Origin of the sequence: Scleromatobacter humisilvae (assembly GCF_023231945.1) — a bacterium.
GTDB classification, from domain to species: Bacteria; Pseudomonadota; Gammaproteobacteria; order Burkholderiales; family Burkholderiaceae_C; genus Scleromatobacter; species Scleromatobacter humisilvae.
Genome location: NZ_JAJLJH010000002.1, coordinates 770,118 through 794,710, shown reverse-complemented (window position 1 = coordinate 794,710; position 24,593 = coordinate 770,118). Strand labels below are relative to the sequence as shown.

7 protein-coding genes are annotated in these 24,593 nt (G+C 70.4%); 5 read left to right on the top strand and 2 right to left on the bottom strand.

All coding sequences use genetic code 11. The features are described 5' to 3' along the window. Positions 1-47 precede the first annotated feature (47 nt). From LPC04_RS12770 to LPC04_RS12750, 5 genes are all read left to right on the top strand, one after another. Positions 48-1,496, top strand: coding sequence for a TolC family protein (locus LPC04_RS12770; protein WP_275682603.1), 1,449 nt, complete (start codon positions 48-50; stop codon positions 1,494-1,496). Positions 1,497-1,673: 177 nt separating this feature from the next. Continuing rightward, positions 1,674-3,689 (top strand): O-linked N-acetylglucosamine transferase, SPINDLY family protein, encoded by a 2,016-nt coding sequence (locus LPC04_RS12765; protein ID WP_275682602.1) that lies wholly within the window; start codon positions 1,674-1,676, stop codon positions 3,687-3,689. A 5-nt stretch (positions 3,690-3,694) separates the two neighbouring features. After that, positions 3,695-4,960, top strand: coding sequence for an O-fucosyltransferase family protein (locus LPC04_RS12760; protein ID WP_275682601.1), 1,266 nt, complete (start codon positions 3,695-3,697; stop codon positions 4,958-4,960). A gap of 10 nt (positions 4,961-4,970) precedes the next feature. Further along, on the top strand, positions 4,971-6,839 hold the full coding sequence (locus tag LPC04_RS12755) for a glycosyltransferase family 4 protein (protein ID WP_275682600.1): 1,869 nt from the start codon (positions 4,971-4,973) through the stop codon (positions 6,837-6,839). A gap of 268 nt (positions 6,840-7,107) precedes the next feature. Further along, on the top strand, positions 7,108-8,046 hold the full coding sequence (locus LPC04_RS12750; protein ID WP_275682599.1) for a transposase: 939 nt from the start codon (positions 7,108-7,110) through the stop codon (positions 8,044-8,046). Between the two features lie 127 nt (positions 8,047-8,173). Here the strand turns inward: LPC04_RS12750 and LPC04_RS12745 are convergent, their stop codons facing one another. Together LPC04_RS12745 and LPC04_RS12740 are read right to left on the bottom strand one after the other, a co-directional pair. Next, positions 8,174-12,550: a beta strand repeat-containing protein gene (locus LPC04_RS12745; protein WP_275682598.1), complete on the bottom strand. Its 4,377-nt coding sequence runs from the start codon at positions 12,548-12,550 to the stop codon at positions 8,174-8,176. A 55-nt stretch (positions 12,551-12,605) separates the two neighbouring features. Beyond that, entirely contained in the window at positions 12,606-24,593 is an 11,988-nt protein-coding gene (locus LPC04_RS12740) for a hypothetical protein (protein ID WP_275682597.1), read from the bottom strand.

Below are 24,593 nucleotides of genomic sequence, written 5' to 3'. Positions count from 1 at the left end.
CTCCCGAATCAAGGGACGGACGTCCCTGCCGAAACTCTGACCCCGCCATGGGATCCACGACTTCCAAATCGACCTGGACCGCCTGCGCGATGCTCGCCGTCGCGCTGGGCGCCGCCGTCTCGGCGCCGGCTTCCGCCGTCACGGCGCGCCGCGTGACCGTCGCCCAGGCGAGCGCGCCCGCGCCCGTGCCGGCTGCCAATGGCCGCTGCATCAGCGACGAGGGCGCCGACCCGAAGGCGACCCCCACGTTCCGCACGGTGCCCGCCACGGCCGGTGCGCGGTCGGCCGGGGCCGACAGCGTCGCGCCGCGCATGAACCTGCTGGCGATGGTGCAGTCCGCCATCCGCCGCAGCAACGCGGTCGGCGCGGCCAAGCTGCTGGCCGAGGCCGCCGCGATCGACATCGACGAGGCGCACGCCCAGCTCTATCCGCAGGTCGGCATCTCCGGCCAGATCGGCGGCATCGACGCCGGCGCGCCCAACACCGCGGCCGTGCACGGCTCGCAGTTCCAGGGCGGCCTGAACGTCTCCGCGCCGCTGTACGACGGCGGCCACATCCGCGATCTCACCGCCTATCGCTCGCACCTCGCCGAGGTCGCCAAGTTCGGCGAGATCGGGGCGCAGGAGCAGGTCGCGCTGCAGACGGTGTCGCTGGCGCTGGACCGCAGCCGCTACACCGTCGAGGCGCAGGTCTACGACCAGTACGCCCGCAAGATGGGCTGCCTGGTCGACGCGCTGCAGCAGATCGTCGCGGCAGACCGCGGCCGCACCAGCGAACTCGTGCAGGCGAGGAAGACGCAGCAGCAGGCCGAGCTGTCGCGCGACCAGACGCTGTCGCAGAAGCGGCTCACCGAGATCCGCCTGAAGCGCTTCGTCGGCGACGACCTGCCGCCCACCGAGGGCATCACGTCGGTGATGCTGGACACGCCGGCGCTCGACGACCTGCTGACGATCGCGTCGCGGGCGTCCGAGATCCGCGCGCTCGACTCGCAGGCCGACGCGCTCGACGCCTACGTGCGCTCGGTGCTCGACGGCCAGAAGCCGCAGCTGGGCGTGCTGGTGGCCGCGACGAAGTCGGCCGGGGCGGGCACGTCGCGCTCGGTGTCGGGCGGGCTGACCTTCAACTGGCAGATCTTCAACGCGTCCAACAACTACACGACCGAGTCCGCCCGCAAGCGCGCCGCGGCCGCGCGCCTGACGCGCGAGGACGCGCTCGAGTCGCGCAAGTACCGCATGGCCGAGGTGCACGAGCAGGCCGAGCACGCGATGGAGCGGGCGCGCAGCGTCATCGAGATCCTGCACAACAGCGAGCTGGTGCGCAACTTCACGCTGCAGCAGTGGCAGCAGCTCGGCCGGCGCTCGCTGTTCGACGTCATGGCCGCCGAGGGCGACCACTACAACATGCGGGTGCAGTACGTCGACGCGCTGTACGACACGCAGCAGTCCAACGCGCTGCTGTGGTCGCTGGGCCTGGGCCTGGCGGTGCACCTGGAGTAGCGGCGGGCGCACCCGTCTGGCGGACGCCGGGAGGCGTCCTGGCGGCGCCGTGGGCGCCGCTTTCGCGCTTCCGGCGCCGATATGCGGCCCCGCATCCGGCCTTTTCGCCCGATTGGAATGGGCCCCGGCGCGCGACCATTCGGATCATTCCCATAAAGTTTTCCTTGGAGTCGCCGAATGCAGCAGTCCAGCCAGGTCGCCCCCCACGTCGCAGCGCAGCGCGCCCCCGGGATGGCTGCCGGCGCGATGCCCGCCGACCCGGCCAGCGCCGCGCTCGCGGCCGTCGCGGCCCCCGGCGCCGAGCGCATCGTCATCGACCGCAACCTGCTGCTGCAGGGCATCGCGCTGCAGAACGAAGGCAAGCTGGAGCAGGCGCAGGCCGTCTTCGAGCTGTTCCTGACCCACATCCCCAACGAAGGCGTCGCGCTGTATTCGCTGGCCGTCGTGCTGATGGAACGCTTCGGCGCCGAGCGCGCGCTGCCGGTCGTCGAGCGCGGGGTCCAGGTCGCGTCGACCTTCGCCCCGATCTGGTACGCCGCCGGCGCCGTCCAGCAACGCCTGGGCCTGCGCGAGGCGGCCATCGCCAGCTACGACAAGGCGCTGGAGCTCAAGCCCGACTACGTCGAGGCGCTGATCAACAGCGGCACGCTCCACCGCGAGCAGCTGAACCACCACGCGGCGATCGACCGCTTCAACCGCGCGCTGGCGCTCAAGCCCGATCACCTGAACGCGATGTCCAACCTCGCGATCATGCTGACCGAGTTCAAGCGCCCGCAGGAAGCCGTGGCGATGTTCGAGCGCCTGCTGCAGCTCAAGCCCGACTTCGACTACGGCGTCGGCTCGATCTGCTACGAGCGCATGCACCAGTGCGACTGGTCGCACTTCGACTCCGACGTCGCCAAGATCCTCGACGGCATCGAGGCCGGCAAGCCGATCGCCAAGTCGCTGGGCGTGATGTCCATCACCGACGACGCCGCCGTCCACCACAAGTGCGCCGAGATCTTCGCGCAGCACCGCTACGCGCCGCGCACGGCGCCGCTGTGGACGGGCCAGCGCTACAAGCACGACCGCATCCGCATCGCCTACGTCTCGCCCGACCTGCGCGAGCACCCGGTGGGCCACCTGATGGCCGGCATCTTCGAGCGCCACGACCGCACGCGCTTCGAGACCATCGCGATCTCGATCGGCGCCAACGACTCGAGCCGCCTGCGCCAGCGCATGGTCGATACCTTCGACCACTTCATCGACGCGCGTCTCATGGAGAGCGCCAAGATCGCGAAGCTCATGCGCGACATGGAAGTGGACGTGGCGATCGACCTCGCCGGATTCACGGCGGATTCGCGGAGTGAAGTGTTCGGCATGCGCCCGGCGCCCGTGCAGGTCAACTACCTCGGCTATCCCGGCACCATGGGCACGCAGTACATGGACTACATCGTGGCCGACCGCCACGTGATCCCGCCCGAGCACGCGCGGCACTACAACGAGAAGGTCGTCTACCTGCCGGACGCCTACCTGCCCGCGGCCTCCGGCCTGAAGATCTCGGATCACACGCCCTCGCGCGCCGAGTGCGGCCTGCCGGAAGAGGGCGTCGTGTTCTGCTCGTTCAACCACGACTACAAGATCGCCCCGCACGTGTTCAACGTGTGGATGAACCTGCTGCGCGAGGTGCCCGGGTCGGTGCTGTGGCTGATGTCGCGCAGCCCGCTGTCGCAGGAGAACCTGCGCAAGGAGGCTGCCGCGCGCGGCGTCGATCCGAACCGCCTCGTGTTCGCCCAGCGTGTGCCGCGCGTGGAGGATCACCTCGCGCGCTATCGCCAGGCCGACCTGTTCCTCGACACCCATCCGTACAACGCCCACACCACCTGCGCCGACGCGCTGATGGCGGGCCTGCCGGTCGTCACCTGCATGGGCGGCGCGTTCCCGTCGCGCGTCGCGGGCAGCCTGCTCCACGCGGCCGGCATCCCCGAGCTGGTCACCGGCTCGCTGGCCGACTACGAGGCGCTCGCGCTGGCGCTGGCGCGCGATCCGCAACGCCTGGCCGGCCTGAAGGCGCACCTGCGCGCCACGCAGTCGACCAGCGCGCTGTGCGATGCCGACGCGTTCACGCGCAACCTCGAGGCGATCTACACCGCGATGTGGCGCAAGACGCAGCTGGGCGGCGCGACCGACGCGCTGAGCGGGGCCGCGCTGTGAACGCGGTGGTCGACGCTCCCGCTGTCTCGCCCGCCGTCGCCGCCAACGACGCGCTCGCGCGCGGCAACCTGCAGCTGGCCGACTATCTCTGCCGCGAAGCCTTGCGCGAGAACCCGCAGGACGCCCTCGCGATGAGCCTGCTGGGCCACATGGCCTCGGGCCTGCGCCGCTACCAGCTGGCCGACGCGTGGTTCACGCGCGCGCTGTCGCTGCGTCCGGACTCGGGCGAGATCGGCGCCTGGCGCGACCGCGCACGCGAGATGGCGCAGGCCGCCCGCGCGCTCGCCGCGTCGACCGCGCCCAAGGCGCTCGCGCGTCCCAGGTACCTGCTGATCAAGGCCTGGGGCTACGGCTTCTGGTCGGACATGGACCACGTCGTCGGCCAGCTGCTGCTCGCCGAACTCACCGGGCGCACGCCCGTCGTGCACTGGGGCGCCAACACGCTGTTCGGCGCCGAGGGTGTCGCCAACGCGTTCGAGCTGTTCTTCCGCCCGGTCTCCGGCGCGACGCAGGACGGCCTCGCCGCCTGGGGCCAGTCGTTCTTCCCGGCCAAGTGGACGGCCGCGACGCTGCGCGACGAGAACGTCAACAAGTTCCAGGGCCCGGGCTCGCGCACCTCCGCGCTGCACCTGCTGGCGCGCGACGAGGACGTGGTCGTCAGCGACTTCCACGGCAAGGTCGTCGACCTGATCGGCTGGATCGAGCCCGACAGCCCCTGGCACGGCCTCGACTATCCGACGATCTACCGCCGCCTCTACGCCAAGTACGTCCAGCTGCAGCCCGCGCTGCAGGCGCGCGTCGACGCATTCGCCAACGAGCGCATGGCCGGCCGCCGCTGGGTCGCCGTGCACGTGCGCGGCAGCGACAAGATCACCGAGCTGCGCGACCTCGAGCTGGTCAACGCGCAATACCAGCACCGCATCGACCGCATGCTGCAGGCCGATCCGGCCATGGGCATCTTCCTGCTGACCGACAGCGAGCACTTCGCGCGCGAATACCGCCAGAAGTATGGCGAGCGCGTGCTGGCCGCCGACGTCGCGCGCAGCTCCGACGCCACCGGCGTGCACTACGCCGGCCACGAAGGCCGCAAGCTGGGCGAGGAGGTCGTCATGGACGCCCACCTCGCCGCGCGCTGCGACGCCTTCCTCGGCAACGGCGCGTCCAACGTGTCGACGGCGATCCGCCATCTGAAGGACTGGGCGCCGGGCTCCTACGAGCTGATCGGCAACGACTTCCTGACGATGCCCAACCTGATGCTGCACCGCTGGTGAGGGAGCGCGCATGACCCCGAACGCTTCTCCCATCGTCATCGACGGCGTCTTCTTCCAGATCGGCCGCTCCGGCATCGCGCGCGTGTGGCAGTCGCTGCTCGGGCTGTGGGCCGGCACGCCATTCGGCGATCGCCTCGTCGTGATGGATCGCGCGCGCACCGCGCCGCGCGTGGCGGGCATCCGCTTCCACGACGCGCCCGGCCTCAACTACAACGACCTCGAAGGCGACCGCCGCGTCGTGCAGGACGTCTGCGACGAGGTCGGCGCGGCGCTGTTCATGTCGACGTACTACAGCTACCCCAAGTCCACGCCGTCGATGGCGATGGTCTACGACATGATCCCCGAGGTGATGGGCTACGACCTCGGCACGCCGATGTGGCGCCAGAAGCGCGAGGCGCTGGCCTATGCGTCCAGCTACACGGCAATCTCGCACAGCACCGCGCGCGACCTGGCGCGCTTCGCGGGCAAGGCGGTCGACGTGCGCGTCGACTACACCGGCAGCGACTTCGCGCCCGTCAGTGCCGAGGAAGTGGCCGACTTCCGCAGGCGCCACGGCATCGTGCGTCCGTATTTCATGACCTCGGGCAGCCGCGCCGACTACAAGAACGCCGCGCTGTTCTTCTCGGCCTTCGCCCGCTTCGGCGACGCGCGCAAGGACTATGCGATCGTCTGCACCGGCGGCGGCCAGCTCGACCCTGCGAGCCAGGCGGCCGCGGGCGAGGCCAGCGTGCACCTCGCGATCTTCGACGACCACGACCTGCGCTGCGCCTACGCCGGCGCGCTGGCGCTGGTGTACCCGTCCCGGTATGAGGGCTTCGGCCTGCCCGTGCTCGAGGCGATGGCGTGCGAGTGCCCCGCCATCACCTCCAACGCGTCCTCGCTGCCCGAAGTCGGCGGCGACGCGGTGCTCTACATCGAACTCGGCGCGAACGAGGAAGCGCAGACCTTCGAGCTGCTGCAGCAGGTGCAGCGCCCCGAGGTCCGCGCGAGCCTGATCGAGCGCGGCCGCGTGCAGGCGCGCAAGTTCAGCTGGCAGACGATGGCCGACGGCGTCGCCTCGGCGCTGCAGGCCGCGGCCGACGCGCGTCCCGCGCCCGCGCCGCGCGTGACGGCGGCGGCAGTCGCTGCCGACGATCAACTGCTGACGCTCGGCAAGCTGCGCTGCCGCCTGCCGGCCACCCATCCGCTGCCGGGGCTGCAACGCGAGCATCCGCTGTTCGGCCGCCTGCCTTCCGCGCTCGGTGCGGTGCTGGACGACGGCGACGGCGTGGTGATCGCCGGTGCGGGCTTCGGATCGACGCTGGCGCAACTCGCCGACGCCCGGCCTGCCCTGAACCTGCTGGGCATCGAGCGCGACGCGAAGCGCTTCGCCTACCTGCGCACGAACGCAGCCGTCTTGCGCGATGGCAGCGTCCAGTTGCTGCATGCCGAACTCGGCTCTTCCGCATTGCCGGGGGTCGACGTGGCACTGCGCGAGATCGCCTCGCGGCCAGGCATGGATCGCGTGCGGCTTGTCGTGTCGACGGCGGGGGCGGGTGGCCCGTCGTTGCTCGAAGGAGCTGCGGGGCTGTGCGCGTCGGCGCGTCCGATGCTGTACTTCAGTTGCCAGCTCGGCGGCGATGCTCAGGCTGCCGATTCCTGGCGCCAGCGGCTGCGCGCGCTGTGGGCCTGCGGGTATGCGGGCTTCTGGGTGTTCGACAACTTCGGCAACCCGATCTGCGAGGTTTCCCAGCCGCGCGTGCTCGATCAGCTGCTCGACTCGTTGCTGCGGCAGAACCAGCGCAAGGCGTCGCGCACGCTCTATTACTACGACGTGCTGGCGTTCGGCGAGCGTGATGCCGCACCGGCGGCGTCGGCTGTCGATCTGCATACGCGCTGACCGCGGCGGCTCCTGCCTGCAGCGCTCGAGGGCCTTGCTTCGCACAGGCGCGGGGTCAAAGCGCGGGGTCAACAAGGGCGGGGTCAGGTCTTGCCTTTTGCCCCCAAAAATCGCTGCTCCCAAGGGCGGGGTCAGGTCTTGCCTTTTGCCTCCGGGTTGGGGTCAGGTCTTGCCTTTTGCCCCCAAAAATCGCTGCTCCTGACGATTGGCGCGGATATCTCGCCATTTGGCTCCCAGGAGCCTGCACGCGCGGCCCTACGCTCGTGCAATGGCCAGACCGTTGCGCATTGATTTTCCGGGTGGCGTGTATCACGTCACGTCACGAGGCGACCGCAAGGAGCCGATCTTCAGGGATGACCGCGACCGCGATCGCCTGATCGCCGTGCTGGCGCAGGCTCTGGAGCGATTCGATGCGACGGTGTTGGCCTACTGCCTGATGGGCAATCACTACCACCTCGTGGTGCAAACAAGGCGGGGCAACCTGTCGAGGCTGATGCGCCACGTCAACGGCGTCTACGCACAGGCGTTCAATCGACGCCACGGCCTGGTCGGCCACCTGTTCCAAGGGCGCTTCACGTCGATCCATGTCGATCGCGATGCCTACCTGCTGGAAGTCTGCCGCTACACGGAACTCAATCCGGTGCGTGCGCAAATGGTGGACGGCGCGGCCGACTGGCGTTGGTCGAGCCATCGGGCCCACTGCGGTCTCGAACAGTCGCCGTCGTGGCTGGACACCCGTGCGTTGCACGCGCAGTTGCTCGGTCGCGATGCCTTGTCGGGGACCGAGCGTCATCTCGCGGCAAGACGCTACGCTCGGTTTGTCTCCGAGGGACGGGGCGTGCCGCTGTGGGAGCGCGAACTGCGTCAGGTCGTCTATCTGGGCGATGAAGACTTCGTCGAAACAGTGCAGGCGCGGGTGCGTCCCGCCGTGTTGCGCGAACGCGAGATCCCTTTTGCGCAGCGGCACGCGCCGAAACGCGCGCTCAGGCAGGCCGCCTCGACCGATTCCCGCGACGAGTCGATCCGCCGCGCCTATGTCAAGGACGGGATGACCATGACGGAGATCGCAAAGGCGGTCGGCCTGTCCGTGTCACGCGTCAGTCGCCTGATGGCGCGGGGTGAGCGCGTAGCGGCTGCTCCTGACGGCTGCGGATCGATTCCTGTCCTGCGGGCTCAGCGAAACAAGCAGGCAAAAGGCAAGACCTGACCCCAGCCTGGGGGCAAAAGGCAAGACCTGACCCCAAGCAGGGAATGACCCCAATCGGGGATGCGCCTCTCGCAACGTGGATCTGGCGACTGCGCCTTGCTTCGCGCAGGATGACGTCGTCCGCCGGTCAGAGCAACGGCGCGTTCCGCCGAGCCTCGTCCTCATCCTGCAGTCGAGCGTGCGCCAACGCTTGATGCGCCATCGCCACCGAGGCATGGTCAGCCGTCGAGTGCACAGGCGAGACGTGCGCAGTCTCGCTCCCAGGCAACAGCTCGGTCGCAGGCGCCGCCAGCAGGTCGTGCAAGGCCGGCGGTGCGCTTGCGGCCGTGGCCGCGGCCGACGTGTCCTTGGCGAACCAGACGTCCGCCATCGCATGCGTCGTGCCATCGGCCGTCGTGTACGACGACGTCAGCCCCAGCAGGTTGCCGTTGTTGGTGGCCGTGCCCGCCAGCCCGTGCAGGTCCAGCGATACGATGCCCAGTTGCGCGAGCGACTTCAGCTCGCCCGGATCGCTCACCCCATTGTGGTTCGCGTCGACCCACACGACGAGATCCTTGAAGTGCGCGTCCTTGGCGTCCAGCACGCCGTCGCCGTTGCTGTCGTAGGCCGCCATCGCCGCATAGCCGTTGGCCGCGCGCTGCCCGTTCGGCAGGGTCATGCCGATGCCGAACAGCTCGCTGCCGTTATCGATCCTGCCGTTGTGGTTGAGGTCGATCGCGAGCAGGCCGTCGGTGGTCGACGTCCAGCCATGTTGCGCGTTGCTGCCGGTCGCCGCGATGTCGAACGCCGTGCCGTGCGCGGCCGAGGTCGTGCTGATGCCGTCGCCGTTGAGGTCCAGCACCACCGGCGTCGCGGCGAACAGGGCGTTGATCTGCGAGGTCGACATCGCGCCCAGCTGGTCGCCCGTGAACGCGGCGGCCTGGTCTGCGCTCATCGCGCTGATGTCGGTGGTCGTCAGCACTTGCACCTGTTCGGTCGACATCGCCACGATGTTGTCGGTGCTCAGCGCGTGCGCCTGCGCGGTCGTCAGCGCCGCGATGTCGACCGTGCCGAGATGGCTGAACTGGTCGACGGTGAGCGCGGAGAACTGGGTCGAGGTCAGCGCCGCGAACTGGGCCGAGTTCAGGCCGTTGAGGACGTCGCTGCTGAACGCCTCGATCTGCGTCGTCGTGAAGGCGGCGATCTGCGCCGTGCCGAACGCGCTGAACTCCGAGCTCGTCAACCAGGTCACCTGGTCGGTGCTCAGCGCCGAAATCGCGGACGTGTTGAAGGCGTGCAGGTCGGCGGTGCTCAACGCCATCAGGTCGTCGGCCGACAGCGACGTGACCTGGCTGCTGCTGATTGCCGACACCTGCGTCGTCGTCATCGCCGCGACCTCGTTGACCGTGAGTGCCGCGATCGCGTCGGGGCTCAGCGCGGCCACCTGCGCGGTGGTCAGCACGCCGAAGTCCGCGGACGACAGCGCCACGATCTGGTCGGTGCTCAGCGCGGCGATGACGTCGGTGGTGAGCGAGCCGAACTGGCGCGTGGTGAACGCGGCCAGGTGCACGTCGTCCAGGCCGGTCACCTGCGTCGACGTCAGCGCGTGGATCTCGGTGGTCGTCAGCGCCGCGACCTGTGCCATCGACAGCGCGTCGAGCTGCGCCGCGACCAGCGCCTGCACGCCCGCGGTGCCCAGCGCGACGACCTCGCTGGTCGTCAGCATCGCGATCTGGTCGGTCGACAACGCCCCGAGCTGGCTGGCCGTCAGCGCCGCGAACTGCGTCGTCGTCAGTTGGCCGATCTCGGTCGACGTCAGCGCCTCGACGCCGGCGACGTCCAGCGCGCGCAACGCCGCGGTGCTCAACGCGCGCAGGTCGAGCGAACTCAGGCCGGCGAGCTGGGCGGGCGTCAGCGCGACGGCCTCGGTCGTCGTCAGCGCCGCGATCTGCGCGGTCGTGAACGCGTTCAGCTGCGTCGACGACAGCGCCGCAAGCTCGCCCGTCGTCAGGCCGGCCACCTGCGCGGTGGTCATCGCGGCGAGCTGCCTCGTCGACAACGCGATGAACTGGCCGGCGCTCAGCGCGTCGAGCGCGGCCACGCCCAGCGCGCGCACGCTGCTGGTGTTCAGCGCCGCGAGCTGCGCGTTCGACAGCGCGGCCACCTCGTCCGTCGACAGCGCCGCGACCTGCACCGAGCGCATGGCCGCGATGTCGGCGGTGCTCAACACCTGGATGCCCGCCGAGCCGAAACCCAGGATCGCGCTGGTCGACAGCGCCGCGATGTCGGCGGGCGGCAGCGCCGCGATCTGCGCCAGCGAGAAGCTCGCGATCTGCGCCGAGGTCAGCGCGCCGATCTGCGTGGTGGTGAGCGCCGAGAACTGCGTCGGCGTCAGCGCGTCGAGCTGCGCGGGCAGCAGGTTGGACAGCTGCAGCGTCGACAGCGACGCGATGGCGGCGGTCGACAGCACCGCCAGCGCGTCGGTCGTCAGCGCGTCGAACTGCGTCGTCGTCAGGCCGCGCAGCTGCGCCGTCGTCATCGAGCCGACGTCGGCGGTCGACAGCGCGGCGACCTGGTCGGCGCTCAGCGACGCGATCGCCGTCGTCGACAGCGCCGCGAACTGGCTGGTCGTCAGCGCCGCGATCTGGTCGCTGCCCAGGACCGTGACCTGCGCGCTGCCGAGCCCGGCGACCTGCGTCGTCGTCAACGCGGCGAGCTGCGTCGTCGACAGTCCCGCGAACTGGTCGGTCGCCAGCGCATCGAGCGTGGCGGTGCGCAGCGCGGCGAGATCGGCGGTCGACAGCGCGGCCAGCTGGTCGGCGCTCAGCACGCCGGCGTCGGCCGTCGTCAGCGCCGCGGCCTGCGCGGTGGTCAGCGCGGCGATGTCGTCCGTGGACAGGCTCATCGCCTGCGTCGTCGTCAGCGCCGCGACCTGCGTCGAGGTCAGCGCCGCGAACTGGCTGGTCGACAACGCGGCCAGCGTGTCGACCGACAGCCCGGCCACCTGCGTCGTGGTCAGCGCCGGGATGCTGGCCGTCGAGATCGCGGCGAGCTCGTCGGTGGTCAGCGCCGCGAACTGCGCCGTCGACAGCGCGCGCAGCTGCGTGCTGGAGAGCGCGCCCACGACGTCGGTCTCGAGCGCGCCGATCTGGTCCGTCGTCAGCGCGCCGATCTGGCGCGTGGTCAGCGCCAGGATCTGCGAGGACGACAGCGCGTCGAGCGTGTTCACGGCCAGCGCGGCGACCTGCGCGGTCGTCAGCGCCGCGACCTGCGCCGTCGTCAACGCCGCCAACGACACTGCCGACAGCCCGTCCAGCTCCTGCGACGGCAGCGCCGCGATCACGCTGGTGGTCAGCGCGCGCAGGTCCGTGGTCGTGAGGCTGTCCAGCTGGTCGGCGCTCAGCGCCAGCGCCTGCGTCGAGGTCAGCGCCGCGACCTGGGCGGTGCGCAGGCCCTGCAGCTCGGCGGTCGTCAGGGACGCAACCTGCAGCGTGCTCAGCGCGTGGATGTCGGTCGTCGACAGCCCCGCGACGCCGCTGCTGCCCAGGCTGGAGATCAGCTCGGTGCTCAACGCGGCGACCTGCGTCGTCGTCAACGCGGCCACCTGCTGCGAGCTCAATGCGTGGAAGTCAGTGGTGCTCAGCGCGCCGACCTGGTCGGTGGTGAGCGAGGCGATCTGGCGCGTGGTCAGCGCGCCGACCTGCGCTGTCGTCAGCGCCATCACGTCGTCGGCCGACAGCGCCGCGACCTGCACGGTGCTCAACGCATGCACCTGCGTCGTCGTCAGCGCGGCGATCTCATCGGTGGTCAGGATCGCGATCTGCGCGGTGGCGAGCGACGCGACCTGCGCCGTCGTCAGCGCGGCGATTTCGGCACTCACCAGCGCCTGCCACTGGTCGCTGGTGAGCGCGGCCAGGTCGGCCGTCGACAGCAGCTGGACCTGCGCGCTGGTGAGCGCCGCCACGTCGTCGGTGGTCAGCGCGGCGACCTGGTCGGTCGTCAGCGCCGCGAGCTGGCTGCTGGAAAGCGCGTGCACCTGCGCCGTCATCAGGCCCTGCAGGCCGGTCGTCGTGAGCGCGACGACGTCGGCCGTCGTCAACGCCACGACCTGCGCCGTCGTCAGCGCGGCCACCTGGTCGCTGCTCAGCGCGGCGGCCTGGTCCGTGTGCATCGCGTGGATGTCCGCAGTGCGCACGCTGGCGATCTGCTGCGGCGTCAGCGCCGCGATCTCGGCCGGCAGCAGCTGGACGAACTGGCTCGTCGAGAGCACGTTCAGCTGCTCGCTGGAGAACCCGATCAGCGCCGCCGTGTCGAAGAACACCATGTCCGCCGCCGCGATCGAACGCAGCTGCGCATCGGTGAGCGCGGCCACGTCCGCCGACGTCAGCGCGGCGATCTCCATTGAATGCAGCGCGCCGGTGACGGTGGTGGCCGTCGTGTCGGTCGATGCATGGGCGTGATGGGTCCAGCGGTCGAACGCGCGACCGATGACGGGACCCAGCAACAGCCGCGAGAAGAAGCTCATGTCGGTGGCGGCTGGGCCGGCCCTCGCGCTTGCTTCGGGCCGGCCTCGCCGTCGATCAGATCAGCGGGTTGCTGTTGTGGTTGCGATGGCGTTCCTCTTCTTCCAGCAGGCGCTGGTCGACCAGGCCGGCCGCGTGGCTCGTGCTCGCGTGCGTCGTCGAGACCGCTGCGTTCTCCACGTGACCCGGCAACAGGTCGGTGGCGGGCGCGGCGAGCAGGTCGCTCAGGTGCGGGATGGCCGTGGTCGCGGTCGTCGAGGTGGTGGACGTGTCGCTCTTGGTGAGGTTGACGTCCGCCATCTCGTGGGTCGCGCCGGAAGCCGTCGTGTAGCTGGACGTCAGGCCGATCGAGTTGCCGTTCTCGGTCGCGTGGCTCGCCGTCGCGTGCAGGTCGAGCGACGTGATGCCCAGCTGCGTCAGCGACTTCATCTCGCCGGCCTCGACCTTGCCGTCGCCGTTCGCGTCGACCCACACCTGCAGCTGCTTGAAGATCGCGTCGTGCGAATCGATCCTGCCGTCGTGGTTGGTGTCGTACTGCGACAGGGCGGCGTAGCCGTTGGCCGCGCGGGTGCCGTCCGGCATCAGCATGCCGGTGCCGAACATCTCGTTGCCGGTGATCTGGCCGTTGTGGTTCTTGTCGAGGACGAGGAAGCCCTCGGTCGAACCCGTCGTCCACGCCGTCTGCTGCGCGGTGCCCGTGTTGGCGACGTCGAAGTTGACGCCCGCGGCCGCCGTCGTCGTGTGGATGCCGGCGCCGGTCAGGTCGAGCACGATCGGGTCGGCCGTGATCAGCGCGTTCACCTGCGCATCCGTCATCGACGGGATGTCGCTGCTGAACGCGTTGGCCTGGGTCGAGGTCAGCGAGTGCAGGTCGGTCGTGGTGAACGACTGGATCGTGTCCGTCACGAAGGCGGCGATCTGGTCGGTCGACAGCGCGTGCATCTGCGCGGTCGTGAACGCCACGATTTCCGTCGTCGTCAGGTGCGCGAGCTGGTCGGTCGTGAACGCGGCGATGTGGGCCGTGCTCAGGGCGGCGAACTCGGCGCTCGTGAAGGCCGCGGCCTCCGCGGTCGTCAGCGCGGCGATGTGATCCGTCGTGAAGGCCGCGACGTGCGCGGTCGTCAGCGCCTGGATGTCGCTCGTGGTGAAGGCCGCGACCTGGTCGGTGGTCATCGCATGCAGTGCCGTCGTCGACATCGCATGGACTTCCGCCGTCGTCAGCGCCGCGATCTGGTCGGTCGTGAACGCGTGGAACTGGCTCGTCGACATGCTGGCGATGTCGGCCGTCGTCAGAGAGGCGACCTCCGTCGTCGTCAGCGCGGCGATCTGGTCGGTCGTGAACGCATGGAACTGCGTCGTCGACAGCGCGGCCAGGTCGGCGGTCTGCAGCGCGGCGACCTGGTCGGTCGTCATCGCCGCCACTTCGGCCGTCGTCAGCGCGGCGAACTGCGCGGTGCCGAAGGCGTCGAGGTTGGCCGTCGTCAGGCTGGAGATCTGCTCCGTGCTCAGGGCCGCCACCTGCGCGGTCGTGAACGCGGCGATGTGATCCGTCGCCAGCGCGTTGAGCTGGTTCGTCGTGAACGCCTCGATCGAGGCGGTGCTCAGCGCGTGCACGTCGCTCGTCGACAGCGCGGCCACCTGGTCGGTGGTCAGCGCGGCGATCTGCGTCGTCGACAGCGCGTTGACCTGCGTCGTCGACAGCGCGGCGACGTCGGTCGTCGTCAGCGCGACGATCTCGGCCGTGCTCAGCGCGCGGATCTGGTTCGTCGTGAAGGCGGCGACGTCGGCCGTCGTCAGGTTGGCGACCTGATCCGTCGTCAGGGCGGCCACCTGCGTGGTCGTCAGGGCGGCGAACTGGCTGGTCGTCAGCGCGTCGAGACTGGTCGTGCCGAGGTTCGACAGCTGCGTCGTCGTCAGCGCGGCCACCTGCGTGGTCGAGAAGGCGGCGATGTGATCCGTCGCCAGCGCGTTGAGCTGCGCCGTCGTCAGCGCATCGACCGCCGCCGTGCCCAGGGCACGCAGGTCGGCCGTGCTCAGCGCGTGGGCCTGGTCGGTCGTCAGCGCCGCGATCTGCGTGGTCGACAGCGCGAAGGCCTGGGCCGTCGTCAGGGCGGCGACTTCCGTCGTCGTCAGGGCGGCGACCTGGTCGGTCGTCAGCGCGTGCACCTGGGCGGTGGTCAGCGCGACGAACTGGCTGGTGGTCAGCGCGTCGAGGTTGGCCGTGCTCAGGTTGGAGACCTGGCTCGTGGTCAGCGCGGCGACCTGCGAGGTCGACAGCGCGGCCACCTGCGTGGTCGTCAGCGCGTTGAGCTGCGTCGACGTGAAGGCGTCGACCGCCACGGTGCCGAGCGCGCGCAGGTCGCTCGTCGACAGCGACGACACCTGGTCGGTGGTCAGCGCGGCGATCTGCGTGGTCGTCAGCGCGTTCGCGGCGGCCGTGGTCAGGGCGGCGACTTCCGTCGTCGTCAGCGCCTGGATCTCGGTCGTGTTGAGCGCGCGGATCTGCGTCGTCGTCATCGCGGCCAGGTCGGCCGTCGTCAGGTTGGCGACCTGATCTGTCGTCAGGTTGGCGACCTGCGCCGTCGTCAGCGCGGCGATCTGTTGCGTGGTCAGCGCGTCAAGGTTGGTCGTGGAGAGGTTGGCGACTTGCGAGGTCGTCATCGCGGCCACTTGCGTGGTCGTGAGGGCGGCCATCTGGGTCGTCGACAGGGCGTTCAGCTGCGTCGAGGTCAGCGCGTCGACGGCGGCGGAGCCGAAGGCGCGCAGGTCGCTCGTCGTCAGCGCGGCGAGCTGGTCGGTCGTCAGCGCAGCCACCTCGGCGGTCTTCAGCGCCGCGGCCTGGGCCGTGGTCAGCGCGTGGATCTCGTCGGTGGTCAGGTTGGCGACCTGCGTGGTCGACAGCGCACCGATCTGCGTCGTCGTCATGGCGGCGAACTGCGTCGTCGTCAGGGCGTCGAGGTTGGCCGTCGACAGGTTGGACACCTGCGCCGTCGTCATGGCGGCCACCTGCGTGGTCGACAGCGCGGCCACCTGCGTGGTCGTCAGCGCGTTGAGCTGGTTGGACGTCAGCGCATCGATCGAGACGGTGCTCAGCGCGCGCAGGTCGCTCGTCGTCATCGCGGCGACCTGGTCGGTCGTCAGCGAGGACAGCTGGGCGGTGCTCAGCGCGTTGGCCTGGGCCGTCGTCAGCGCGGCGACTTCCGTCGTCGTCAGGGCCTGCAGCTCCGTCGTGTTGAGCGAGCGGATCTGCGTCGTCGTCAGCGCGGCGACGTCGGCGGTGGTCAGGTTGGCGACCTGGTCGGTCGTCAGGTTCGAGACCTGCGCCGTCGTCAGCGCGGCGACCTGGGCGGTCGTCAGCGCGTCGAGGTTGGTCGTCGACAGGTTGGCGACCTGCGAGGTCGTCATCGCGGCCACCTGCGTGGTCGAGAGGGCGGCCATCTGCGTGGTCGTCAGCGCGTTCAGCTGCGTCGTGGTGAACGCGTCGATCGCGACCGTGCCGAGCGCGCGCAGGTCGGCCGTGGTCATCGCGGCGACCTGGTCGGTCGTCAGCGAGGACACCTGGCTGGTCGTCAGCGCGTTGGCCTGGGCGGTCGTCAGCGCGGCGACTTCCGTCGTCGTCAGCGCCTGCAGGTCCGTCGTCGTGATCGCGCGGATCTGCGCGGTCGTCAGCGCGGCGACGTCGGCCGTCGTCAGGCTGGCGACCTGGTCGGTCGTCAGCGCGGCGATCTCGGTCGTCTTCAGCGAGGCGATCTGTGCCGTGGTCAGCGCGTCGAGGTTGGTCGTCGACAGCGCGGCCACTTGCGACGTCGTCAGGCTCGAGACCTGCGTCGTCGTCAGCGCGGCCATCTGCGTGGTCGACAGCGCGTTGAGCTGGTCGGACGTGAACGCGTCGACGGCCGCCGTGCCGAGGGCACGCAGGTCGTTCGTCGTCAGCGCGGCCAGCTGGTCGGTCGTCAGTGCGGCGATCTCGGCGGTCTTCAGCGCGGCGGCCTGGGCCGTCGTCATCGCCGCGATCTCCGACGTCGTCAGCGAGGCGACCTGGTCGGTCGTCAGCGCACCGATCTGCGAGGTCGTCAACGCGACGAACTGGGCCGTCGACAGCGCGTCCAGCGGCGAGGCCGTGGCCAGCGCGGCGATCTGCGCCGTCGTCATCGAGGCGAGCTGCGCCGTCGTCAGCGCGGCGACCTGGGTCGTGGTCAGCGCGTTGAGCTGGTTGGACGTCAGCGCATCGATGGCGGCCGTGCCCAGGGCGTGCAGGTCGGAGGTGGTCAGCGCGGCGACCTGGTCGGTCGTCAGCGAATGCACCTGGGTCGTCGTCAGCGCGTTGGCCTGCGCCGTGGTCAGCGCGGCGACTTCACTCGTGGTCAGCGCCTGCAGGTCGGTGGTGTTGATCGCGCGGATCTGGCTGGTCGTCATGGCGGCGACATCCGTCGTCGTCAGGGTCGACACCTGCGCCGTGGTCAGCGAGGCGACCTGCGTGGTCGTCAGCGCGGCCATCTGCTGGGTCGTCAGCGCGTCGAGGCTGGCACTGCTCAGGCTGGCGATCTGCGTCGTCGACATCGAGGCCAGCTGGGCCGTCGACAGCGCGGCGATCTCGGTCGTCGTGAAGGCGTCGAGCTGGGCCGTCGAGAACGCGTTGATGGCGGCGGTGCCCAGCGCGTGCAGGTCGGTGGTGGTCAGCGCGGCGACCTGGTCGGTCGTCAGCGCATGCACCTGGGTCGTCGACAGCGCGTTGGCCTGGGCCGTCGTCAGCGCGGCGATCTCGGTGGTCGTCAGTGCCTGCAGCTCCGTCGTGTTGAGCGCGCGGATCTGCGTGGTCGTCAGCGCGGCCACGTCGGACGTGGTCAGGCTGGCGACCTGGTCGGTCGTCAGGTTGGCGACCTGCGTGGTCGTCAGCGCGGCGACCTGCTGCGTCGTCAGCGCGTCGAGGTTGGTCGTCGACAGCGCGGCCAGCTGCGTGGTGGTCAGGTTGGCGACCTGGGTGGTCGTCAGCGCGGCCATCTGCGTGGTCGACAGCGCGTTGAGCTGGTCGGACGTCAGCGCATCGACCTGCGTCGTGCCGAGCGCGCGCAGGTCGGCGGTCGTCAGCGCTGCCAGTTCGTCGGTGGTCAGCGCGGCGATCTCCGTGGTCTTCAGCGCGGCGGCCTGGGCCGTCGTCAGCGCCGCGATCTCGGTGGTCGCCAGGTTGGCGACCTGGTCGGTCGTCAGCGCGCCGATCTGCGTCGTCGTCAGGGCGGCGAACTGCGTGGTCGTCAGCGCGTCGAGCGTGGCGGTCGCCAGGCTGGCGATCTGCGAGGTCGTCAGCGACGCGACCTGGGCGGTCGAGAAGGCGGCGACCTGCGTCGTGGTCAGCGCGTTCAGCTGGTTGGACGTGAAGGCGTCGACCGAGACCGTGCCGAGGGCGCGGAGGTCGGCCGTCGACAGCGCGGCCACCTGGTCGGTGGTGAGCGCGGCGATCTGCGTCGTCGACAGCGCGTTGGCCTGGGCCGTGGTCAGCGCGGCGACTTCGGTCGTCGTCAGCGCCTGCAGGTCGGTGGTATTGAGCGAGCGGATCTGGCTGGTGGTCAGCGCGGCGAGGTCCGTCGTCGTCAGGTTGGCGATCTGGTCGGTCGTCAGCGCGTTGAGCTGCGCCGTCGTCAGCGCGGCGATCTGGGCGGTGCCCAGCGCGTCGAGGTTGGACGTGCTCAGGTTGGCGATCTGCGTGGTCGTCATCGAGGCGACCTGGGCGGTCGACAGCGCCGCGATCTGCGTGGTCGTCAGCGCGTTGAGCTGGTCGGTGCCGAAGGCGTCGATCGAGGCCGTGCCCAGCGCGCGCAGGTCGGCCGTCGACAGCGACGTGATCTGGTCGGTGGTGATGGCGGCGATCTGGGCCGTCGACAGCGCGTTGGCCGCGGCGGTCGACAGCGCGGCGAGCTCGGTCGTCGTCAGGGCCTGGATGTCGGCGGTCGACAGCGCGCGCAGCTGGCTCGAGCTCAGCGCGTTGAGGTCGGCCGTCGTCAGCGCGGCGACCTGGTCGGTCGTCAGCGCCGCGATCTCGCCCGTCTTCAGCGAGGCGATCTGGGCGGTGCTCAGCGCGTCGAGGTTGGTGGTCGACAGCGCGGCGACCTGCGAGGTCGTCAGGTTGGACAGCTGCGTCGTGGACAGCGCGGCCATCTGCGTGGTCGACAGCGCGTTGAGCTGGTCGGTCGTCAGCGCATCGATCTGCGTGGTGCCGAGGGCGCGCAGGTCGGCGGTCGTCAGGGCGGCCAGTTCATCGGTGGTCAGCGCGGCGATCTCGGCGGTCTTCAGCGACGCGGCCTGGGCCGTCGTCAGCGCGGCGACTTCCGAGGTCGTCAGCGCGGCAACCTGGTCGGTCGTCAGCGCGCCGATCTGCGTCGTCGTCAGCGCGGCGAACTGCGAGGTCGTCAGCGCATCGAGCGTGGCGGTCGCGAGGTTGGCGATCTGCGAGGTCGTCAGCGCGGCGATCTGCGCGGTCGAGAAGGCGGCGACCTGCGTCGTCGTCAGCGCGTTCAGCTGGGTCGAGGTCAGCGCGTCGACCGACACGGTGCTCAGCGCACGCAGGTCGGCCGTCGACAGCGACGTGATCTGGTCGGTCGTGATCGCGGCGATCTGCGTCGTCGACAGCGCGTTGACCGCGGCCGTCGTCAGGCCCGCGATCTCGCTGGTGGTGAGCGCCTGGATGTCGGCGGTCGACAGCGCGCGCAGCTGGTTGGAGCTCATCGCGCCGAGGTCGGCCGTGGTCAGCGCGGCGACCTGGTCGGTCGTCAGCGCGGCGATCTCCCGGGTCGTCAGCGCGGCGAACTGGCTGGTCGTCAGCGCGTCGAGGTTGGTCGTCGTCAACGCGGCGACCTGCGAGGTCGTCAGGTTGGCGACCTGCGTCGTCGTCAGCGCGGCCATCTGCGTCGTCGACAGCGCGTTGAGCTGGTCGGACGTCAGCGCGCCGACCTGCGTCGTGCCGAGCGCGCGCAGGTCGCTCGTCGTCAGCGCGGCGAGCTGGTCGGTCGTCAGCGCGGCGATCTCGGTCGTCTTGAGCGAGGCGGCCTGCGTGGTCGACAGCGCGCCGATCTCGGCGGTGGTCAGCGCGACCACCTGGTCGGTCGTGAACGCGCCGATCTGCGCCGTCGTCAGCGCGGCGAACTGCGCGGTCGTCAGGGCATCCAGCGTCGCGGTGGCGAGGCTGGCGATCTGCGACGTGGTCAGCGCGGCGATCTGGGCCGTCGTGAAGGCGGCGACCTGGTCGGTGGTGAACGCGTTGAGCTGGCTGGAGGTCAGGGCATCGACGGACGCCGTGCCCAGCGCGCGCAGGTCGGCGGTCGTCAGGGCCACGACCTGGTCGGTCGTCAGCGCGGCGATCTGCGTGGTCGACAGCGCGTTGGCCTGCGTGGTCGTCAGCGCGGCCACCTCGGCCGTCGTCAGCGCCTGCAGGTCGCCGGTGGTGATCGCGCGGATCTGCGTGGTCGTCAGCGCGACGACGTCGGCCGTCGTCAGGTTGGCGACCTGGTCGGTCGTCAGCGTCGCGATTTCCTTCGTCGTCAGCGCCGCGATCTGCGCCGTCGTCAGCGCGTCGAGGTTGGTCGTCGACAGCACGGCGATCTGGCCGGTCGACAGGTTGGCGACCTGCGTCGTCGTCAACGCGGCCATCTGCGAGGTGGTCAGCGCGTTGAGCTGGTCGGAGCCCAGCGACTGCAGCGCGGTCGTGCCGATCGCGCGCAGGTCGGTGGTCGTCAGCGCCTGCACCAGGTCGGTGGTCAGGTTGCTGATCTGCGTGGTCGTCAGCGCGGCCGCCTGGGTCGTCGTCATCGCGGCGATCTGGGCGGTGGTCAGCGGCGCGGTGATCTGCGTCGAGGTCAGCGAGGCGATCTGCGTCGTCGACAGCGCGGCGAACTGCGCCGTCGTCAGCGCGTCGACGTTGGTCGTGCCGATGTGCGACAGCTGCGCCGTCGTCAGCGCGGCGATCTGCTGCGTGCTCATCGCGGCGATCTGCGTCGTGGTCAGCGCGTTGAGCTGGTTGGACGTCAGCGCATCGACCGCCGCGGTGCCGAGTGCACGCAGGTCGTTCGTGGTCAGCGCGGCGACCTGGTCGGTCGTCAGCGCGGCGACCTGCGTCGTCGACAGCGCGTTGGCCTGCGCCGTCGTCAGCGCCGCGACCTCGTCGGTCGTCAGCGCCGCGAGGTTGGTGGTCGTGAACGAGCGGATCTGCGCGGTCGACAGCGCGGCCACTTCGGTCGTGGTCAGCGCGGCGACCTGGTCGGTCGTCAGGTGCGCCAGCTGGTTGCTGGTCAGCGCGGCGACCTGCGCGGTCGTCAGCGCGTCGAGCTGCGTCGTCGACAGGTTGGCGACCTGGCTGGTCGTCAGCGCGGCGATCTCGGTCGTCGACAGCGAGTCGAGCTGCGTCGTCGTCAGCGCGTTGAGCTGGTCGGACGACAGCGCGTCGAGCGCCGTCGTGTTCAGCGCGCGCAGGTCGGCCGTCGTGATGGCGGCGATCTGGTCGGTCGTGAACGCGGCGATCTGCGTGGTCGTCAGCGCATTCATCGTCGCGGTCGTCAGCGCGGCGACCTGCGTGGTCGTCAGGGCCTGGATATCGGAGGTGTTCAATGCGTGCACCTGGTTGGAGCTCATCGCGGCCAGGTCCGACGTCGTCAGGTTGGCCACCTGGTCGGTCGTCAGCGAGGCGATCTGCGTGGTGGTCAGGGCGGCGAACTGCGTGGTCGACAGCGCGTCGAGGTTGGTCGTCGACAGCGCCGAGAGATCGGCGGTCGTGAGGGCGGCGACCTGCGTGGTGCTCAGCGCAGCCATCTGCGTGGTCGACAGCGCGTTGAGCTGGTCGGACGTCAGCGCCTGGACGGCGGCGGTGCCGAAGGCGCGCAGGTCGGCGGTGGTGAGCGCCGCGAGCTCGTCGGTGGTCAGGGCGGCGACCTCGGCGGTCTTGAGCGCGGCGGCCTGCGCCGTGGTCAGCGCGTGGATCTCGTCGGTGGTCAGCGCGGCGACCTGGTCGGTCGTCAGCGCGCCGATCTGCGCCGTGGTCAGCGCGGCGAACTGCTGCGTGGTCAGCGCGTCGAGGGTGGCGGTCGCGAGGTTGGCGACCTGGCTGGTCGTCAGCGACGCGATCTGCGCGGTGGAGAACGCGGCGACCTGCGTGGTCGTCAGCGAATTCAACTGGTTCGAGGTGAACGCGTCGACGGCGGCCGTGCCCAGCGCGCGCAGGTCGGCGGTCGACAGCGAGGACACCTGGTCGGTGGTCAGCGCGGCGATCTGCGTCGTCGTCAGCGCGTTGGCGGCGGTGGTGGTCAGCGCGGCGATGTCGGACGTCGTGATCGCCTGGATCTCGGTCGTGTTGAGCGAGCGGATCTGCGTCGTCGTCATCGCGGCCAGATCGGCCGTGGTCAGCGCGGCGACCTGGTCGGTCGTCAGGTTGGCGACCTGCGCGGTCGTCAGCGCGGCGATCTGCGCCGAGGTCAGCGCGTCGAGGTTGGTCGTGTTGAGGGACGCGACCTGCGTCGTCGTCATCGCCGCGATCTGCGCGGTGGTGAGGGCGGCGACCTGCGAGGTCGACAGCGCGTCGAGCTGCGCGGTCGAGAACGAATCGAGGGCGGTGGTGCCGAGGGCGCGCAGGTCGCTGGTGGACAGCGCGGCGACCTGGTCGGTGGTCAGCGCGGCGATCTGCGTGGTCGACAGCGCGTTGATCGCGGCGGTCGTCAGGCCCGCGACCTCGCTGGTCGTCAGCGCCTGGATCTCGGTCGTGTTCAGCGAGCGGATCTGATTGGTGCTCAGCGCGGCCAGGTCGGCCGTCGTCAGCGCGGCGACCTGGTCGGTCGTCAGGTTGGCGACCTGGGTGGTGGTCAGCGCGGCGAGCTGCGAGGTGCTCAGCGCGTCGAGGTTGGTCGTCGACAGGGCCGACAGCTGCGTGGTGGTGATGCCCGCGACCTGCGCCGTGGTCAGCGCGGCCATCTGGGTCGTCGACAGCGCGTTGAGCTGGTCGGTGGTCAGCGCGTCGATCGCGCCGGTGCCGAGCGCCCGCAGGTCGCTGGTGCTCAGCGCGGCGAGCTGGTCGGTGGTGAGGGCGGCGATCTCGCTCGTCTTGAGCGCGGCGGCCTGCGCCGTCGTCAGCGCGTGGATCTCGTCGGTCGTCAGCGCGACGACCTGGTCGGTGGTGAGCGAGCCGATCTGCGCGGTGGTCAGCGCGGCGAACTGCTGTGTGCTCAGCGCGTCCAGCGTCGCGGTGGCGAGGTTGGCGACCTGCGCCGTGGTCAGCGAGGCGACCTGCGCCGTGCTCAGCGCGGCGACCTGCGAGGTCGTCAGCGCGTTCAGCTGGTTCGACGAGAACGCGTCGAGCGAGGCGGTCGCCAGCGCGTGCAGGTCGGCGGTGGTCAGCGCGGCGACCTGGTCGGTCGTCAGCGCGGCGATCTGGGTGGTCGACAGCGCGTTGAGCTGCGAGGTGCTCAGCGCGGCGACTTCATCGGTGGTCAGCGCGGCGATGTCGGCGGTGGCCAGCGCGCGGATCTGCGTGGTGCTCAGCGCGGCGAGGTCGGACGTCGTCAGGTTGGCGACCTGGTCGGTGGTCAGCGCGGCGACCTGCGCCGTGCTCAGGGCGGCGAGGCGCGAGGTGGCGAAGGCGTCGAGGCTGGCGGTCGACAGGCTGGCGATCTGCGTGGTCGACATCGCGACGACCTGGGCCGTCGTGAACGCGGCGATCTGGCTCGTGCCCAGCGCGTTCAGCTGGTCGGTGCCCAGCGCGTGGACGACCGCGCTGCTCAGGACGGCCACGTCGGCGGTCGTCAGCATCGCGATCTGGTCGGTGGTCAGCGCGGCGGCCTGCGTGGTGGTCAGCGCGGCGGCCTGGGCCGTGGTCAGCGCGACGATCTCGCCGGTGCTCATCGCGACGATGTCGGCGGTGTTGAACGCGCGGATCTGGTTGGAGCTCAGCGAGGCCAGGTCGGCCGACTCTAGCGCCGCGACCTGCGCGGTCGTCAGCGCGTTGATCTGCGTCGTCGACAGCGCCGCGAACTGCGAGGTCACGAGCGCGTTGAGGCTGTCGGTGGCGAGGCTGGACAGCTGGCTGGTCGTCAGCGCGGCGACCTGCGCGGTCGTCAGCGCGCCGACCTGCGTGGTCGTCAGCGCGTTGAGCTGGTCGGTTGTGAACGCGTTGATCGCGACGGTGTTGAAGGCGCGCAGGTCGCTGGTCGACAGCGCGGCGACCTGGTCGGTCGTCAGCGCGCCGATCTGCGAGGTCTTGAGCGCGACCGTCTGCGCCGTCGTCAGCGCGAGGATCTCGTTGGTGGTCAGCGACGACACCTGGGTCGTCGACAGCACGCCGATCTGCGAGCTGGTCATCGCGGCGAGCTGCAGCGTGCCGAGGTTGCTGATCTGCGTCGTGGTCAGCGCGCCGATCTGGCTGGTCGTCAGCGCGGCGATCTGCGAGGTCGCGAACGAGTCGAGCGCGGTGGTGCCGAGGTTGCTGACCTGCGTCGTCGTCAGCGCCGTGATCTCGCTGGAGGTCAGCGCGACGATCTGGTTGCTGGTCAGCGCGTTGAGCTGGTCGGAGCCCAGCGACGTGAACGCCGAGGTGCCGATCGCGCGCAGGTCGGTGGTCGAGATCGCGGCGATCTCGCCGGTGGTCAGCGCGGACAGCTGCGTCGTGGTCAGCGCGGCCGTCTGCGTCGTCGTCAGCGCGCCGATCTCGGCGGTCGTCAGGCCGGCGACCTGGTCGGTGGTCAGCGCGGCGACCTGCGAGGTCGCGAGCGAGGTGAGCTGCGTGGTCGTCAGGCCCGCGACCTGGTCGGTGCCCAGCGCCGCGATCTGCGACGTCGTCAGGCCATGCAGGCCGGTCGTCGTCAGCGCGGCCACGTCGGCCGTCGTCATCGCCGCGATCTGCGCGGTGCCGATCGCCGACAGCGCGGTGCTCGAGATCACGTTGACCTGCGCCGTCGACAGCGCCTGGATCTGGGCCGTGTTGAACGCGGCCCAGTCAGCCGTTCCGAGTGCGGAGATCGTCGTCGTGGTGAGGGCGGCGATCTGCGAGGTCGACAGCGAGGTGATGAGGGACAT

What these genes read in the sequence shown, in the direction of transcription:
- LPC04_RS12770 (WP_275682603.1), top strand. Translation starts at nt 48, where the DNA reads ATGGGATCCACGACTTCCAAATCGACCTGGACCGCCTGCGCGATGCTC.
- LPC04_RS12765 (WP_275682602.1), top strand. Translation starts at nt 1,674, where the DNA reads ATGCAGCAGTCCAGCCAGGTCGCCCCCCACGTCGCAGCGCAGCGCGCC.
- LPC04_RS12755 (WP_275682600.1), top strand. Translation starts at nt 4,971, where the DNA reads ATGACCCCGAACGCTTCTCCCATCGTCATCGACGGCGTCTTCTTCCAG.
- LPC04_RS12750 (WP_275682599.1), top strand. Translation starts at nt 7,108, where the DNA reads ATGGCCAGACCGTTGCGCATTGATTTTCCGGGTGGCGTGTATCACGTC.
- LPC04_RS12745 (WP_275682598.1), bottom strand. Translation starts at nt 12,550, where the DNA reads ATGAGCTTCTTCTCGCGGCTGTTGCTGGGTCCCGTCATCGGTCGCGCG.
- LPC04_RS12740 (WP_275682597.1), bottom strand. Translation starts at nt 24,593, where the DNA reads ATGTCCCTCATCACCTCGCTGTCGACCTCGCAGATCGCCGCCCTCACC.